This window comes from Fusobacterium varium (assembly GCA_021531615.1).
GTDB lineage: Bacteria > Fusobacteriota > Fusobacteriia > Fusobacteriales > Fusobacteriaceae > Fusobacterium_A > Fusobacterium_A varium_C.
In genome coordinates, this window is sequence record JADYUE010000012.1 from 19,372 (window position 1) to 37,955 (window position 18,584).

Annotated in this window: 13 protein-coding genes and 1 other RNA gene; all 14 read left to right on the top strand. The window is 28.4% G+C overall.

Features of this window, described 5'->3' with window-relative positions; all coding sequences use genetic code 11:
• Positions 1-63 precede the first annotated feature (63 nt).
• The 14 genes from I6E31_05955 to I6E31_06020 all read left to right on the top strand — a co-directional run bounded on the left by I6E31_05955 (position 64) and on the right by I6E31_06020 (position 18,511).
• Positions 64-834 carry an RNA-binding protein gene (locus I6E31_05955; GenBank protein ID MCF2639519.1) on the top strand — a complete coding sequence of 257 codons (771 nt, stop codon included), beginning with the start codon at positions 64-66 and terminating at the stop codon, positions 832-834.
• Between the two features lie 18 nt (positions 835-852).
• Positions 853-2,568, top strand: coding sequence for a hypothetical protein (locus I6E31_05960; GenBank protein MCF2639520.1), 1,716 nt, complete (start codon positions 853-855; stop codon positions 2,566-2,568).
• Between the two features lie 56 nt (positions 2,569-2,624).
• Positions 2,625-2,723: signal recognition particle sRNA small type (gene ffs / locus I6E31_05965), an RNA gene on the top strand.
• 151 nt (positions 2,724-2,874) lie between these two features.
• On the top strand, positions 2,875-5,052 hold the full coding sequence (locus I6E31_05970; GenBank protein MCF2639521.1) for an exodeoxyribonuclease V subunit gamma: 2,178 nt from the start codon (positions 2,875-2,877) through the stop codon (positions 5,050-5,052).
• Positions 5,053-5,065: 13 nt separating this feature from the next.
• Positions 5,066-5,890, top strand: coding sequence for a UDP-3-O-[3-hydroxymyristoyl] N-acetylglucosamine deacetylase (gene lpxC / locus I6E31_05975; protein MCF2639522.1), 825 nt, complete (start codon positions 5,066-5,068; stop codon positions 5,888-5,890).
• A 24-nt stretch (positions 5,891-5,914) separates the two neighbouring features.
• Positions 5,915-6,340 (top strand): 3-hydroxyacyl-ACP dehydratase FabZ, encoded by a 426-nt coding sequence (gene fabZ / locus I6E31_05980; protein MCF2639523.1) that lies wholly within the window; start codon positions 5,915-5,917, stop codon positions 6,338-6,340.
• A 17-nt stretch (positions 6,341-6,357) separates the two neighbouring features.
• Entirely contained in the window at positions 6,358-7,131 is a 774-nt protein-coding gene (gene lpxA / locus I6E31_05985; protein ID MCF2639524.1) for an acyl-ACP--UDP-N-acetylglucosamine O-acyltransferase, read from the top strand.
• Entirely contained in the window at positions 7,131-7,934 is an 804-nt protein-coding gene (lpxI, locus tag I6E31_05990) for a UDP-2,3-diacylglucosamine diphosphatase LpxI (GenBank protein MCF2639525.1), read from the top strand. The genes lpxA and lpxI overlap by 1 nt, the downstream gene beginning before the upstream one ends.
• Before the next feature lie 11 nt (positions 7,935-7,945).
• Positions 7,946-9,019 (top strand): lipid-A-disaccharide synthase, encoded by a 1,074-nt coding sequence (lpxB, locus tag I6E31_05995; GenBank protein MCF2639526.1) that lies wholly within the window; start codon positions 7,946-7,948, stop codon positions 9,017-9,019.
• The gene (locus I6E31_06000; protein ID MCF2639527.1) at positions 9,019-10,821 is read left to right on the top strand and encodes an ABC transporter ATP-binding protein; all 1,803 of its coding nucleotides are present in this window, start codon (positions 9,019-9,021) and stop codon (positions 10,819-10,821) included. Before lpxB ends, I6E31_06000 begins: the two co-directional genes overlap by 1 nt.
• An 18-nt stretch (positions 10,822-10,839) precedes the next feature.
• The gene (gene rph, locus I6E31_06005) at positions 10,840-11,604 is read left to right on the top strand and encodes a ribonuclease PH (GenBank protein MCF2639528.1); all 765 of its coding nucleotides are present in this window, start codon (positions 10,840-10,842) and stop codon (positions 11,602-11,604) included.
• Positions 11,605-11,606: 2 nt separating this feature from the next.
• The gene (locus tag I6E31_06010; GenBank protein ID MCF2639529.1) at positions 11,607-12,197 is read left to right on the top strand and encodes an XTP/dITP diphosphatase; all 591 of its coding nucleotides are present in this window, start codon (positions 11,607-11,609) and stop codon (positions 12,195-12,197) included.
• A 486-nt stretch (positions 12,198-12,683) separates the two neighbouring features.
• Positions 12,684-16,076 (top strand): hypothetical protein, encoded by a 3,393-nt coding sequence (locus I6E31_06015; protein MCF2639530.1) that lies wholly within the window; start codon positions 12,684-12,686, stop codon positions 16,074-16,076.
• Between the two features lie 23 nt (positions 16,077-16,099).
• Positions 16,100-18,511, top strand: coding sequence for a polysaccharide lyase 8 family protein (locus I6E31_06020; GenBank protein ID MCF2639531.1), 2,412 nt, complete (start codon positions 16,100-16,102; stop codon positions 18,509-18,511).
• Positions 18,512-18,584 lie beyond the last annotated feature (73 nt).

Genomic DNA, 18,584 nt, shown 5'->3' on the forward strand with positions numbered 1-18,584 from the left:
TTTTATAAAAAATTAGATAAAATCTAAATATGAAAATTTTTGTAAGAATGAGAGGAGAAAATTTTGGATAGAAAAAAGTTGCAAAGTTTATTTTCTGAAATAGATAGTACCTTAATAGGAAGTTTCTGTGATGATATAGAGCTATGTCAGCAGATAGATTATCCAGTATATACTAAATATTTTTACCCACCACAATTTTGGAGTAGATTGAATAGTATAAATGAAGGGGTAGATTTTGAAACAATTGGATTAAATGATAGCTGTGAAAAAAGAATGATAGGAATAATCCCAAAAGATTTTGATAGAGAATTTTTAGAATTTCCTGTAAAATATTTTAAAATAATAAATAGTTCAAAATTTAAAGAGTTAGAGCACAAACATTTTTTAGGGACAATAATGTCTTTAGGGATAAAAAGAGAGATATTAGGGGATTTAATAGTAAAAAATGGTGTTTGTTATGGTATAATAAATGAAGAGCTATTTGATTTTTTAGTTGATAATTTAAAAGAGATAGGTAAAACTCCAGTAAAGATTGAGGAGATAAAATTTCAAGAGATACCTGAAAGTGAATTTATAGATATTGTAGAAAGTGTAGCATCAATGAGATTTGATGTGATAGTTTCAGCATTAGGGAACTTCTCAAGAAATGATGGAAGTGAAAAAATAGAAGCTGGGGAAGTATTGTTAAATTATGGAATGGAAAAAGAAAAAAGCAGAGTAATCAAGGAGAAGGATATTATCTCTATAAGGAAAAAAGGAAAATTTATAATTGAATCAATCTTAGGAGAAACTAAAAAGGGAAAAACTAGAATTTTAGCTAAAAAATTCAGTTAAGGAGTTGAAGGTATGAATATAAAAAAGATTGGAATGGGAGTTTTAGGAGCTTTTGTTATTTTGTTAGGTGGAGCATATCTATCAAAAGATCTTATAGTAAAGTATATTCTTGAGGAGAAATTAACAGAGTTAAATAAAGGAAAGGTTGATATTGGAAGTGTTGATTTTTCACCTTTTAGTAAGAGAATAGTTGTAAAAGATATTGATTTTACAAGTCAAAGAGATGGAATGAAAAACTTTGTAACTATTGGGGAGTTTAATGCTGATTATGATGTATATATCTCAGATAAGAAGGTTCTTATAAGTGAAGCACATATTATTAAATTTGATTTTTTAACAGATAGAAAGACTGATGGAAGTATAGATGGAAACTTTAATAAAAAGCCTTTAGATGCTTATCAAGTTGTAATTCCAGCAGATACAGAAGAGAGTAAAAATAAAATAGTAAAAAATATTGAAAATAGCTATTTAGATCAAATTAGAATAAATGATTTAAGCCTAAACAATATATTAAAATCAGAGTATGAGAAAAATAATTCACTGTTAGATGAAAAGAAAAATTATTGGGAAACTAGAATAAAAGAGATAGAAAATGGAGTAGAATTTAAAGAGATAAGAAAAAATCTGAAAAAAGTAAGTAACTTAAAAAATCCATTAGATATTTTTAAAATGGATAGAGAGGTTAAAGAGATTCTTCAATCTGCTAAAGCTTTAAATGAAAAACTTTCAGTAGAGAAAGAACAGATGAAGTTAGATCTTCAAGATATGAAAAACTCCCCAGAACTTCAATTTTCTGTGGATAAAGGTATTGATAATTTTGTAAAAAATGGTGAAATTGTAATAAAGGACTTAGATACATTAGTAAATATCTACTTAAACCAAGTGTATGAGAAAAAAATGTATGAACTTGTAGTTAAGTATAGAGAGGTAGTAAAAGAACTAGAGTTAAGAAAAGAAGAGGATAAAAAAGCTGTTAATAAATGGGAATTATATATAGAGGAATTGGATATTACTTCTGAAACATATGGATTTATGTTAAATGGAGAGGTACATAATATCTCTAGTAGAATTTCAAGAAATACAGAAAATATAAGTTTTATGTTAACAGGAGATAAAAATCAAAGTCACGGGAAAATGGATGGTTATTTCAATTTAGACGTTCCTGAGGGATATATAAATATAGATATTCAAAAAGTTGATTTAGATGAGTTAAAAGAGTTTAATGATTATATAAATGGTGGAACAGCTGCAATGACTCAAAAAACTATCTTATCTAAGGAAGATATAATCACTTCAGGAAATCTGAATATTAATAATATGAATCTGAATGGAAGAAGTATTGTAGATACTATGAATTTAAAAATGCCACTGCTTAAAGAGATGATAATTCCTCTATTAAGTGAGGTAAAAAATGGAAAGATTAGCTATGGCTATGATTCTCAAACAAGAAGAGTATATGTAAAAAGTAATCTATCTAAAGAGATTACAAGAATCTTAAATAGCAATAATGGATATTGGAAGAAAAAAATATCTGAAGATTTGAAAAAAGCTAGTGAATCAGAGATTTTAAAATATGAAAAATTATTGAGAGAAAAAGAGGAAGAGATTAGAAAAGTTTCAGAAGAAAATTTAAATATTCAAATAGGTGAACTTGAAAAGATTGATGAACAGATAAAATATCTTAAATCAAAAAATAAAAAGGACATTTTAAATGAGTTATTTCAAAGGTTTTAAAATTAATGATTGACGGATAGGGAAAAAATTGATATAATTAATCGTCATGGAAATTGTTTGGGGAATTTTATGGCGTAATAGTATCGAACCGTGTCAGGTCTGGAAGGAAGCAGCACTAAGGTATTTATTACGGGTATAGAATCTGCTTCACTCAGTTTTCATGGCACTAAAAAAGTTCACATAGGAAGAAGCAAAGCTTCTTCCTTTTTTTATAACTAACCTAAGATTTTGGTTAAATAGAGAGTTTACATTGATAAGAGCAGTAGTTTTATGGTATAATTAATATTCAAAGAGGTGAAAGTTTTAATGAGTATATTAGACAGATTAAATGATAGACAAAGAGAAGCTGCATCTAAAATAGAGGGAGCATTGTTAATACTTGCAGGGGCAGGATCAGGAAAAACAAGAACTATTACATATAGGATAGCTCATATGATACGAGAGATAGGAATCTCTCCATATAGTATTTTAGCTGTTACATTTACAAATAAAGCAGCTAAAGAGATGAAAGAGAGAGTAGAGGATTTAATTGGTGAAGATGCTAAAAAAACAATGATATCTACATTTCACTCTTTTGGGTTAAGACTTCTTAGAATATATGGAGATCGTTTAGGATATGGAGCAAACTTTACTATCTATGATACAGATGATCAAAAGAGGGTAGTAAAAGGTATTTTAAAGGAGTTAGTAGTTAAGGATAAAAACTTAACTGAAGGAATAATAGTATCAAAAATTTCTAAATTAAAAGAGGAAGAGACTCCAATAGAAGAGTACGAAAAATCAGAGGGAAATTATAATCAAAATGCTAAAATTATAGCTGAAGTATATAGAAGATACAATATAGTTTTAAAAAATAATAATGGAATGGATTTTTCAGATATCTTAGTAAATACTAAAAAAATCTTAGAAATACCAGATGTTCTAAATAGAATACAGGAAAAATTTAGATATATAATGGTAGATGAGTATCAAGATACAAATAATATTCAATATAATATTATTAATAAAATTGCTAAAAAATATGGAAATATCTGTGTTGTTGGAGATGAAAATCAAAGTATATATGGATTTAGAGGAGCTAATATTCAAAATATATTAGATTTTGAAAAAGATTATCCAGATGCAGAAGTTGTAAAATTAGAGGAAAATTATCGTTCAACATCAGTGATACTAGATGCAGCTAATGCTGTAATAAAAAATAATACAAGTGCTAGAGATAAAAAACTTTGGACTAAAAAGACAAGTGGAGAAAAGATAAAAGTTCTTTCATGTGTAGATGGAAGAGAAGAGGTTTCTTTAATTATAAATGAAATTTTAAAAGGAAAAGTCCAAGAGGGTAAAAAATATAGAGATTTTACAATTTTATATAGAATAAATGCTCAATCAAGACTTTTTGAAGAGGGATTTTTAAGAAATAATATCCCATATAAAGTTTTTGGTGGTATGCAATTCTATCAAAGAGCAGAGATAAAAGATGTTATTGCTTATCTTTCAGTAATTAATAATACTCAAGATAGTCTAAATTTAACTAGAATTTTAAATGTTCCTAAGAGAAAAATAGGGGATAAAAGTTTAGAAAAAATAAATGACTTTGCAAAAGAAAATGGAATTTCAGTTTATGAAGCATTAGGAAAATCTCAGGAGATAACTACTTTAACTGCTAATATGAGAATAGTTCTTTCAGAGTTTTATGATATGATGGAATATTTTAGAGAGATTAGTGAAAGCGAAACTGTTTCTGAACTTTTTAAAACTTTAGTTAAAAAGATCAAATATTATGATTATTTAGATAGTACATACGAAGATGCAGAAAGTAGAAGAGAGAATATAGAAGAGTTAAAAAACTCTATTACAGAAATGGAAAAAGTTGTAGAAACTATGACATTAAGAGAGTATCTTGAAAATGTTTCATTGGTAAGTGCAACTGATAATCTTGAAGAGGAGAGAGATTATGTAAAACTGATGACTATCCATAACTCAAAAGGGTTAGAGTTTCCAAATGTATTTATAGCAGGAATGGAAGATGAAATTTTTCCAGGACAAAGAGCAATGTTTGAACCTAAAGAGCTAGAAGAGGAGAGAAGACTTTGTTATGTTGCTATAACAAGAGCAGAGGATAGATTATACATCTCTTATGCAGCTAATAGATTTATGTATGGACAAGAAAGTTTTAGAACTCCATCAAAATTTATTGATGAGATTCCAGAAAACTTACTAGAACGTAATACAAAAGTTATAGAAATTAAAAGAGAAAAGCCAAAATCAGATCTATCACAATTTAAAAAGGTAATAACTCTTGATGATTTGAAAAAAAATGCACAAACAAAATCATTTCCATATTCAATTGGAGAAAAAGTTTTCCATAAAAAATTTGGTTTGGGAATTGTCATAGGGGTAAATGAAAAGAAAGTTGAGATAAATTTTGTTGATGGAAAAAGAGAGATTGCTATGGCAGTTGCAGATAAATTTTTAACTAAAAATTAAGAAAGGGGTTAAGATGTATAGAAAGACATTAGCAAAAGAGATAAGCTATTCAGGAATAGGGCTTCACAAAGGTGAAAATATAGATATGAAATTAATTCCACATGATAAAGGGATTATTTTTGTAAGAAAAGATCTTGAAGAGGGAAAGAATCAGATAATTCTTGATATAGAAAATACTTTTGATCTAACTAGAGGGACAAATCTTCACAATGAATATGGAGCAGAGGTTTATACAATAGAGCATTTTTTATCAGCGCTATATGTTGCAGGAATAACAGATTTGATAGTAGAGTTAAATGGAAATGAACTTCCTATCTGTGATGGAAGTGCTAAGAAATTTATTGAACTATTTGAAGAGGCTGGAATTAAAGAGTTAGCTGAAAAAGTAGAACCTATAGTACTTAAAGAGCCGATATATTTAAGTGTAAATGATAAAAACATAGTGGCATTACCATATGATGGATATAAGATAACTTATACAATAAAATTTAATCACACTTTCTTAAAATCACAATTAGCTGAGTTTGATATAGATTTAGAAACTTATAAAAAAGAGATAGCACCAGCAAGAACTTTTGGTTTTGATTATGAGATAGAGTATTTGAAACAAAATAATCTAGCTCTTGGAGGAACTCTTGAAAATGCTATTGTTATTAAGAAAGATGGAGTTTTAAATCCAGATGGATTAAGATTTGAAGATGAGTTTGTAAGACATAAAATGCTTGATATAATAGGAGATTTTAAAGTTTTAAATAGACCTATTAAAGCTCATATAATAGCAATCAAAGCAGGACATGCTTTAGATATAGAATTTGCAAAATTATTAAAGAAAAATTAGTAAAAGAAAACTTAGGAGGAAAACATGTTAGATACTTTAGAAATTATGAAAAGAATTCCACACAGATACCCATTTTTATTAGTGGATAGAATTATTGAGGTTAATAAAGAGGAACAAAAAATAAAAGGATTAAAAAATGTAACTATCAATGAGGAGTTCTTTAATGGACACTTTCCAGGACATCCTATAATGCCAGGAGTTCTTATTGTTGAAGGAATGGCTCAATGTTTAGGAGTACTTGTAATGGATGGAATTGAAGGGAAAGTTCCTTACTTTGTAGGAGTTGAAGGGGCAAAATTTAAAAGTCCTATAAGACCTGGAGATCAAGTAATTTATGAAGTTGAAGTAGAAAAAATAAAAAGAAACTTTGTAAAAGCTCATGGAGTAGCAAAAGTAGATGGAACAGTAGCTTGTGAGGCGACATTTACATTCTGTATAACAGATAAATAAGATTGGGGGAGTTTAGGTTGGTAGAAATTCATAGCACTGCTATCATTGAAGAGGGAGCAGTTATAGAAGATGGAGTAAAAATAGGACCTTACTGTATTATAGGAAAAGATGTAAAAATAGGAAAAAATACAGTTTTACAATCTCATGTAGTTATAGAGGGAATAACAGAAATAGGAGAAGAAAATACAATTTTTTCATTTGTTTCTATTGGAAAAGCTTCTCAAGATTTAAAATATAAAAATGAACCAACAAAAACTATTATAGGAAATAGAAACTCAATAAGAGAGTTTGTAACTATCCACAGAGGTACAGATGATAGATGGGAAACAAGAATAGGAAGTGGAAATCTATTGATGGCTTATGTTCATGTGGCTCATGATGTTATTATTGGTGATGGATGTATTCTTGCAAATAATGTAACATTAGCTGGACATGTGGTAGTAGATAGTTTTGCTATAATAGGAGGACTTACACCAGTACATCAATTTTGTAGAATAGGATCATATTCTATGATTGGTGGAGCTAGTGCTGTAAATCAAGATATCTGTCCTTTTGTATTAGCTGAAGGAAATAAAGCAGAGATAAGAGGATTAAATAGTATAGGCTTAAGAAGAAGAGGTTTCACTGATGAGGAGCTTTCTAATCTTAAAAAAGTTTACAGAATAATATTTAGAAATGGACTTCCATTAAAAGAGGCAATTAAACAAGCTGAAGAACAATATGGAGAGGATAAAAATATAAAATATCTTCTAGAATTTATCAATGGAAGTAACAGGGGGATAACAAGATAATGGAAAAGATAGGAATAATAGTAGGTAATGGAAAGTTACCCCTTTATTTCTTGCAAGAGGCTGAAAAGCAAAATATCAGTGTTTTCCCAATAGGACTTTTTGATACTATTGAACCTGAAATTAAAGAATACAGCTCTTTTAAAGCATTTAATATTGGGGAAGTAGGAGGAATAATAAAACATTTTCTTCTAAATGGAATAGATCAAATAGTGATGCTTGGAAAAGTAGAAAAAGAACTTATTTTTAAAGAGATGAAATTAGACAAATATGGAGAGGAACTTCTGAAGAGATTACCTGACAAGAAGGATGAGACTCTCCTTTTTGCAGTTATAGCATTTTTTAGATTAAATGGAATAAAAGTTTTACCTCAAAATTATCTTTTGAAAAATTTTATGTTTGAAGATAGATGCTATACTAAAATAGTTCCAACTTCTGAAGAGTTTAAAACTATAAAAATAGGGATGGAAGCTGCTAAAGCTCTAAGTGAAGTAGATGCAGGACAAACAGTTGTATGTAAGGATTCCTCAGTAGTTGCTCTTGAAGGAATCGAAGGAACAGATAAAACTATTTTACGTGGAGGAGAGTTAGCAGGAGATAGAACAATTATAGTTAAAATGTCTAGACCTCAACAGGATATGAGAGTTGATATACCTGCTGTTGGAATAGAGACTATAAAGAGAGCTGTTGCAATAAAAGCTAGAGGAATAGTTGGGGAAGCTGGAAAAATGCTATTTTTAAATAGAGATGAAGCTATAAAATTAGCTGAAGAAAATAATCTCTTTATAATGGGAGTAAAGGTTTAAAGGAGATGCTTATGAAATTTTTTGTATCAACAGGAGAGGTATCAGGAGATCTCCATCTTTCCTATCTTGTAAAAGCTATACATCAAGAGAATAAAAATATAAAGTTCTATGGAGTAGCAGGAGAGCATAGTAAAGCTCAAGGGGTAGAGATTATTCAAGATATAACAGAGTTAGCTATAATGGGTTTTACAGAGATAATAAAAAAATATAGTTTCTTGAAGAAAAAAGCCAATGAATATATAGAATTTATAAAAAAAGAGAAGATAGATAAAGTTATTTTAGTAGACTATGGAGGATTTAATCTAAAGTTCTTGGAGCTTTTAAAAAAAGAGGTTCCTGAAGTTGAAGTATTCTACTATATTCCACCAAAATTATGGATATGGGGAAAAGGGAGAATAAAAAAACTTGTAAAGGCTGATCATATAATGGTCATATTTCCTTGGGAAGTTGATTTTTATAAAAAAGAGGGAGTAAAAGTTGTATATTTTGGAAATCCTTTTGTAGATAAATACTCAGTAGTTGAAAGAACAGGAGATAAGATTTTACTATTACCTGGAAGTAGAAAGCAGGAGATAAAATCACTTTTTCCTATTATGTTAGAACTAATAGAAAAGAGAAAAAATGAGAAATTTTTATTGAAATTATCAAGTAGAGAACATTTAAAATGGATAGAGAAGGATTTAACTATCTATAAAAATCTTGAAGTTGAGATTGAAGATAAAACTTTGGCTCAATATGTAAAAGAGTGTAAAACTGCTATTGCTGCTTCAGGAACTGTAACATTGGAGTTAGCTCTATTGGGAATACCTGTAGTAGTGATATATAAAACAGGATTTATAAATGCCTTTATAGCAAGACATATACTTAAATTAGGTTTTGTTTCTTTACCTAATTTAACATTAAATAGAGAAGTTTATCCAGAACTTTTACAGGAGAGATGTAATGTTCAAGAGATAGAAAAATATTTAGATCATTTTGAGAATTGCAAAGAAAAGGTTGCAAAGGATATAGCAGAGGTGAGAGAAAAACTTTCTGGTAATAATATAATAAAAAGTTATGGGGAGTTTCTTATAAAAGGAGAATAATGAAGGAAAAATTAGGAATTTTTAAAAATAAATCCTTAAATACTTTTTTAAGGTATAGTTTTAAATATAAGTGGGTTATGTTTGCAGTTATAGTAATGTCTACTATAAGTTCAGCAATGGGAGCAGTTCCAGCTTGGTTAAGTAAATATCTTATAGATGATGTATTGGTAAATAAAAATGCTAAAATGATGGTTCTAGTAATTGTTGGAATTTTTGTTGCTACTATTACTAAAGTTTTAACAGGATATTTTGCTTCAATATCATCTAACTATGTTACAGAGACAATAAAAAGAGATATAAAAATAGATGTATACACACATTTACAACATCTTCCAATGTCTTATTTTAAACAAAATAAACTTGGAGATATAATGGCTAGATTATCTGGTGACTCTGCAACATTGGGAAGAATAGGATTTATCATATTTGATATGTTTAAAGAGTTTTTAACAGTTATAGCTTTAACTTTTAGAATGTTTCAAGTAGATTTTATTCTTGCATTAATAGCTTTAATTGTTATGCCTTTAATGATTAGAGTAGTAAAAAAATACACTAAGAAGATTAGAAAATCTGGAAGAATTAGACAGGATACTTCAGGAGCAGTAACAGCTTTTATTCAAGAAACACTATCAGGAGTATTTGTAATTAAAGCTTTTAATAATAGTGATGATATGGTTGAGAGATATAAAGAGATAAGTATGGATGAGTTTCAAAAATCATATAGAAGCACTAAGATAAAGGCTAAAGTTTCTCCTATAAATGAAGTTATTACAACTATAATGGTACTATTAGTAGCTTCTTATGGGGGATATCAAATTTTAGTAGCTAAAACAATGAGTGCTGGAGATCTAATATCTTTTGTTACAGCTTTAGGATTGATGAGCCAACCATTAAAAAGACTTGTAAATAAAAACAATGATCTTCAAGAAGCATTACCATCAGCAGATAGGGTAATTGAAATATTAGATGTTCCAGTTGAGCAAGATCACTATGGAGATGAAAAAGAACTTAATGGTAAAATTGAAACTATGAGTTTTAATAATGTATCATTTCATTATGATGATTCACCAGAATTGATATTGAAAAATATAAATCTTGATGTTAAAGCAGGGGAAGTAGTAGCCTTTGTTGGAAAAAGTGGAAGTGGAAAAACAACTCTTGTAAATCTGATACCTAGATTTTTTGAAGTTTCAGAAGGTAATATAGAAGTTAATGGAATTAATATTAAAAATCTTTCATTAAAAAAATATAGAGACTATATTGGAGTCGTTCCTCAAGAAAGCTTCCTATTTAGTGGAACTGTTTATGATAATATAGCCTTTGGAAAGGCTGGGGTTACAGAGGAAGATATTGTAAAAGCAGCTAAAATGGCAAATGCTTATGACTTTATTATGGAGTTGCCTAATCAGTTTAAAACAGAGGTAGGAGAGCGTGGAACTATGCTTTCTGGTGGACAAAAACAGAGAATAGCAATAGCTAGAGCTCTAATTCAAAATCCAGAGATTATGATATTAGATGAGGCAACATCTGCTTTGGATACAGAATCAGAAAGATTGGTTCAAGATGCTTTAGATAAACTTATGGTAAATAGAACTACTTTTGTAATAGCTCATAGACTATCTACAATTATAAATGCAGATAAGATAGTTGTAATGGAAAATGGAGAGATAAAAGAGGTAGGAAATCATCAAGAACTTTTAAGATTAAATGGACTATATAGACATCTATATGAGATACAATTTGGTAAGCAAGAAAAAAATATAGAGAGTGAAGAGTTAGAAAAAGAAGCAGTGTTAGTATAAAAAATAAGGAGAAAAGGAATGGAAACAAAAGAATTAATAATAGAAGAAGATTTAAGAAGTGTAAAATATAGAGAAGATGGAAGAGCAGAAAATCAACTTAGAAAGATAAAAATAACTAGAGATTTTAACCTTTATGCTGAAGGATCTGTACTTATTGAGTTTGGAAATACAAAAGTTATATGTACAGCATCAGTTAGTGAAAAAGTACCACCATTTTTAAAAGGACAAGGTAAAGGGTGGATAACTGCTGAATATTCAATGATACCTAGAGCAACTGGAGAGAGAAATCAAAGAGAATCTGCTAAAGGAAAACTATCTGGAAGAACTATGGAGATTCAAAGATTAATAGGAAGAGCTTTAAGAACAGCTATAGATTTAGATAAATTAGGAGAGAGAACAGTTACTATTGACTGTGATGTTATCCAAGCTGATGGAGGAACAAGAACAACTTCTATCTCTGGTGGATATATAGCCCTTGCTTTAGCTATGAAAAAATTAGTAAATGAAGGAATACTTGCTGAAAATCCAATTATATCAAATGTTGCTGCTATAAGTGTAGGAATAGTTGGTGGAACTCCAATGTTAGATCTTAAATACTCTGAAGATTCAGCAGCAGAGGTTGATATGAATGTTGTTATGAATGGAGAGGGAAGATTTGTAGAGGTACAAGGAACAGGAGAAGAGGCAACTTATACAAGAGCTGAATTAAATCAACTTCTTGATTTAGCAGAAGCTGGAATTAATGAGATTATTGAATTACAAAATAGAGTAATAGGAGAATAATTATGAAAATATTTTTAGCAACTGGAAATAAACATAAAATAGATGAGATAAAAGCTATTTTTAAAAATGTAAAGGATATTGAAATTTTATCAATAAAAGATGGAATTGAAATTCCTGAAGTAGTGGAAGATGGAGATACATTTGAAGCTAACTCAGCTAAAAAAGCATTGGAGATAGCTAAATTTACTGGAATGATAACAATAGCTGATGATTCTGGACTTTGTGTAGATGCACTAAATGGAGAGCCAGGGGTTTATTCTGCTAGATATTCTGGAGAGGGAGCAACAGATGCTTCAAATAATGAAAAATTAATTAAAAATCTTCAAGGGATAGAAAATAGAAAGGCACACTTTGTAAGTGTAATAACTTTAGGTAAACCTGATGGAAGAGCTTACTCTTTTAGAGGAGAAGTAGAAGGAGAGATAATTGATACTCCAAGAGGAGATACAGGGTTTGGATATGATCCTCATTTCTATGTGGCTGAATATGGAAAAACATTGGCTGAGATGCCAGAGATGAAAAATGTAATTAGTCATAGAGCTAATGCTTTAAAAAAATTAGAAGTAGAGTTAGAAGAGATATTGAAAGATTAGAATAAATAGATCAAAAAGAATGGAGTTAGTACTTAATTAGTACTAACTTTTTTTTATTTAGCTATACTTTATACTAAAAATATAATCTAAAATAATAAATAAATAGAAAAAAGTTGATAGAATTTTGTTGATTAAAAATAAAATTAAGAAAAAAATTATAAGTTAAAAAATTTTTTAAAACTCTTAAGAGAAAATTAAATAAAAAAGTATAAAAAAATAGAAAGTTTAAAAATAAAGTAATGATAAAAAAAACAGATTTTACTTTTTTAAGATTTTATTTAATTGAATAAAAAACACTAAAAAAATGAAATAATAATATTTTATAATAAAATAAAAAAAATGATAACTAGAAAAACGTCGATAGAATGTTAGCGATTTATTTTAATGAATAAAAATGTTATTATTATGTTTGAAAAATAAACGAAAAGTTATAAAGAATTTCGTTTGAATGAAAAATTATTCATAAAATATGTTTTGGGAGGAGAAATGAGGGAAAAAAAGAAAAAAATGTATTTATTAGCAATGGCTATATTACTAATAAATACTACAAGTTTTGGAGCTAATTATAATAGTTATAATGGACAAGAAAGTAAAGATCCAAATAAATATGGTAATGAAAAAGAACAGACAAAAGAAGTAAATCCTGTAAAAACAAAAGATGTTGGGATTATGTTGACTTCTGGAGATAATAAAAGTTTAAAAGTGACAAATAAAGTTGATATTGTAGTAGATGGTGGAACAGGAGTAAAAACTAATATTTATAAAGATAAAGATGGTGATCCGGAAAAAAATCCTTTAGGAAATGGAAAAAATTTATTTATAAATGAAGGAAATATAACAATAAATGGTGGTATAGGTGTAGACTTATATGCTCCTGATAAAATTAAAGGGGAAAATAGATTTGAGAATAATGGGACTTTAACTGTAAATAGTGGAACTGGAGTTAAACTAGGAAGTATAAATGGAAGTGTTATTAATAATAAAGATATAATAGTTAAAGGTGGAGTAGGAGTTTCATTATTAAAAAATGGGGTTTCTTTTACAAATAATAATAATTTAACAGTAAGTAATGGAACTGGTATTCAATTTGATAAAACTGGAACAGTAGGAGCTATTTTTGTAAATAGCGGAAATGTTATTGCTACAAATGGAATTGCAGTTAATAATATAGGTAGTGGAAATGCAACTACATATTTAAAAAATGGAAGTAGTATAATTGGAACTATTCAAGGAAGTACTACAGAAAAAACTCCTGGAGTAGATATCTTGGCTCTTGAGGGTGGAGATAAATCGTATAAAGATTTAGATGTAAAAAATTATAATGCTATTACAGTTAGAGGTGGAGAAGCTAAAATAGAAGACTCTAAAATAGAGTTATATTATAATAATAAAACAGAAAAATATTTAACTTCAACTAAAAATGAATTAAATAAAGTAGATGGAAAAAAAGAATTAGGAAATTTAACAATTTCAAATTCTAGTTTAACTATTAGTATGAATGGAGATACTAATAAGTTAATTGATGCGAAAGAAGTAAATTTTAAAGAAAATGTTTCTTTAAAAATTCAAGGAGTAGGGAAAGGAGATCATGATGTTAATGAAATTTTAGGAACAAATGTTAAGTTTGATATAAATAATTTTGAAGATACAGTTATATGGAAATATAAAAATCAAAATGGAAAATTAGTTGTTAATAAAAAAGATTATTTTGAAATTTTAAATAAGTCACAATTAAAAGATTTTACAGATGCTTTTCAAAATACTACAATTAGTAATAAAGGGTTATATAATCAAGCTGGAGATGCTTTAGAATCAATAAAAACTGAAGGAGAGTTTAATAAAGCTTTAACTCAACTTTCAGGAGGGCTTCATGGATATACAGTTGATATAGCTGCTGTAAATTCTAGAACACTTTCAAATACAATAAAAAATAGAGTATTAACAAGAGATTATTTAGTTAGTAGACCAGTTAGTTCATGGATACAAGATGTAGCATATATTGATAATAACCATAAATTTGGTGGACTTATGGATGTTGATTATAGAGAAAAAGGGGCATTTGGAATTTCTGAAAAACAAATTCTAAAAAATGGAAGATTAGGAATTGTTTATGGAGGATCAACAGGAAAAGCTGATGCAGGAGAGTATGGAGATATAGATGTAGATGCTGCATATTTTGGAGGATATTATCATCATACATTTAATGATAATTGGTCTTTAAATTCAAATGCTAATTTTGTATATACACATAATAGAGTAACTAGAAATATTAATTTTGGGGAAGGAAAAGATAGTGTAAATGAACAATTTAAATCAAATTATCCAACATATACACTTGGTATTGGATCAAAATTAATTTATACATTAAAAGATGATAGTTATAATAGAGCATATTTTTATACAGGGCTTGATGTAAATGCAATTATGCAAGGAATGATAACTGAAGATGAGGATAATAATCATGCTAAAGCAGAAGAATTAACAGTAAGAAAAGGAAGTTCTAATGATAAATCATATTATTCAATAGTTCCAAATGCAGGATTTATGGTTCAAAATTCTGGATATATTTTTGATAAAAAATATAGAATAGGAGCAGATTTTGCTTGGGAAACAGAACTTGGACATATAAAAGATGGAAAAAGAATAGATATGAAAGGAATTTCAAGAGAGTATAAAGTTGAAACAACAGAAAGAGAGAATATATTCTCATATAGTATTTTAGGAGAGTTAAATTTAACAGAAGATTTAGCAGTTAATGCAAGATATACTTCAATGTTCTCTGATGAATATGATGCAGATTTAGTAAGTGCAGGGTTTGAATATAAAATGGATACAATGGGTAAAAATCTAATTGCTCCTTTATTCTATGGATTAGAAAATAATAAACCAGCTTCAGATAGATGGGGAGGAACATTTGGTTTAATGCTTGAAAATGAAGATGCTACAGATAGAACTTATTGGGATTATAATGGAAATCTTGTAGGTGGAGATTATGCAACTTCAAATGAATATAAACCTAAATTTACTTTAAGTTTAAACGATAAAAAAACAGCATGGTCATACTATTTTGAAGGATATTATAAGTCTAATGATCTATTTGGAACTCGTAAAGGAAATGAAGAAGAGAGTCATGCTTCAAGAATTCATGGTGAAGCTAGATGGACAGATACATATTCTAAAGGAAAATATGGAATCAATATAGGATATAGAAATGAAACTTCTAATAAACCTAGATTCTCAGATAAAAAATATGCTAGAAGAGCTCAAAGAGGGGTTCATCAATTAAGATTAACTCCAAACTTTACATATGAATTAGGAAATGGATTTACATTTACAGGAAAAACAACAGGAGTATTTGAATATAACTATACTGGAGAGAAAAAGGGGCAAATGGATTTCCTAATGGAAAATGAGTATGGAATAATCTACACTGGATTTAATAATTGGAGAATGAGTTTAATCTACTTTAGAGATGATAGATGGTATGATAATTCAAATGTAAAGATAACAAGCTATGATAAAAATGGAAATCCTGTTACAGATTTTTATGGAGCATCAGCAAGATATCAATTAGGACAACTTAGACCAACTGCAATCTATTATTTTGGAAATGGTGCTAGCTTTAAATTTGACATAAGAGTACCATTAGGAAATGGACAATGGTATAGTGATAAAAATGGAATTAAAACAGGAGAATCTTATGAAGTAAGATATGGATTTAACTATTATCACCCAGTTGCTCCAGGAGTTGTTTTAAATATAGGTGGAACATTATTAGATATTAAAAATAAAGTTAAAGATCATTCAAAAGCAAACTATGGAGATATTACAAGAAGTTATTCATTTAGACCAAATATTGGAATTAGTTACAGCTTTTAATTAGAGAAAAGGAGAGATAGAAAATGAAAAAATCAATATTTATATTCACATTATTAGCTTTAACAATAACTTCTTTCTCTGAGGAAAAGAAAGTTGCTGTTAAAGAAAGTCAAAAAATAGAGATAAATCAATCAGAAAGAGCAGATTATAAAAAAATAAGAGAAAATTGGCTAGAATATTTAACAGGTGTTCCTAATAAATCGAATATAGCTAAGATGAGCAAAGAAGAGCTAGAGGAAACATATTTAGGAAATGAAAAACAAGCAGATACTTCTTATGCTAAATTAAATAAAAATCAAGATAGAACTTTTTTAATAGAGGGATATGAAAACATGGGCGATGGAGTTCATGTAATGAGAACATATGAAAATATTAAAAATATTGCAAAAGCATATGCTACTCCAAATACAAAATACTATAAAAATCCTGAAATAAAAAAAGAATTAATAGAGTATCTTGATTGGCTTTATGACAATGCTTATCATGAAGGATTACCTGAAAATGGAAACTGGTGGCAATGGGAACTTGGTATCCCAAAACATCTAAATGATATCATGGTATTATTATATGATGATGTTCCTTATGAAAAAAGAATGAAGTATTTAAAAGCTTCACAATACTTCCAACCATTTGCTGAGTATTCAGGAGTAAGTCCATCAGCTTCTTATTCAACATCTCCAGATAAAAGAGTTTCAACTGGAGGAAATAGAATAGATACTTCTATAATATCTTTCTTAAGAGGAGTATTAATGGAAGATAAAGTTCAAGTTATAGATGGAGCAAAGGCAGTGGCTGATGTTGGAGAGTATGTAACAACAAGAGATGGATTCTATAAAGATGGATCATTTATTCAACATGGAAATGTTGCTTATAATGGAACATATGCTTCAGTATTATTTGATGGTCTTGGGTCTGTATTATGGCTTGCAACAGGAACACAATTTGAAGTTAAAGACGAAAGAATAGATAATGTTTATGAATCAATTTTAAATGGATATAAATATTTGTTTATTAATGGTGGAATAAATGATTCTGTTAGTGGAAGAGCAACTTCAAGAGATAATTCAAGTGATATTTCAAGAGGAAAAGATCTTCTTACTTCATTATCTTTATTATCTATTGGAGCAGGAAAAGAGTATCAAGATGAAATAAAATCATTAATAAAAACTGTTGCTCTTGAAAATAATTCATATAATACTATTGATAAAATAAGTAATAAAATTGCTAAAGCAATAATAAGAGATATAATAAATGATGATAGTATAAAAACTTTAAAAGTTGAAGGAACAAAAGTTTATGGGGCTATGGATAGAGCAGTTTCTATAAATGAAAAAGGTGGAAAATTTGTACTATCAATGCACTCTTCAAGAATTGCTAACTATGAGACTATGAACAATGAAAATGTAAAAGGTTGGTATATTGGAGATGGAATGACATATGTTTACGGAACTGACTCAGAAACATTTACTGAATATTGGCCAACAGTAGATAGATATCATCTTCCTGGAGTTACAAATAGTTTAAGAGAAAGAGGAGATAAATCAGGAGAGAGAAGAGGACAAACAACTTCTAAAGCATGGGTAGGAGGAAGTTGTAATGGTAAAGAAGCTTTTGTTGGAATGGATATGATATCATGGAATAAAGCTACAGAAATGAGAAAATCATATTTCATGACAGATGATGGAGCAATATTGATAGCAGCTTCTAATATAAATAGTAAAGATGGTGAAGTTCATACTACTATAGATAACAGAATAATTAAAGATGGTAAAATAATTTTAAATGGAAAAGAGATTAAAGAAGATACTGTTATTGAAAATCCTCAAAATATTTCATTAAACTTCAATGAAAATTATAAAGGTGAAAATATTGGATATAAAATAGTTTATGCTCCACAACTTAACTTGAAAAAAGAAACTAGAACTGGAAGTTGGAAAAATATTGGTGGAACATCAACAGAAGAAATAACAAAGGATTACTTTACAGCATATATTAATCATGGAAAAAATCCTAAAAAATCTGGTTTTGCATATATAATTTTACCAATGTATACACAAGAAGAAGTAGATAACTATGATGTTTCAAGATTTGAAATAGTAAAGTTAGATAAAGAAGCTCATATAATTAAAGACAAAAAATCAGGAGTAACAGGAATAAACTTCTGGAAAGATTCGCCAACAAAAGAGTTAGGAATAAAAGCTTATTCTACATTATCAGTTCTATTAAAAGAAAATGATGAGTTTTTAGAACTATGGGTAAGTGATCCAACACAACTTGCAAATTACAAATCAGTTTTAGAAGTTGATGGTAAATATGAAGTTATAGAATCTTCAACAGAAAATATTCAAGCAATAACATCAGAAGAAAAAATCAAAATTAAAATTGATTTAAGAAATAACGGAACATCAGAATATATTAAATTAAAAAAATTATAAGAAATTTATAACTTAATATATTAACTATACTACACCTAAAATCTTAATTCTTTAAGATTATAGGTGTAGTTTT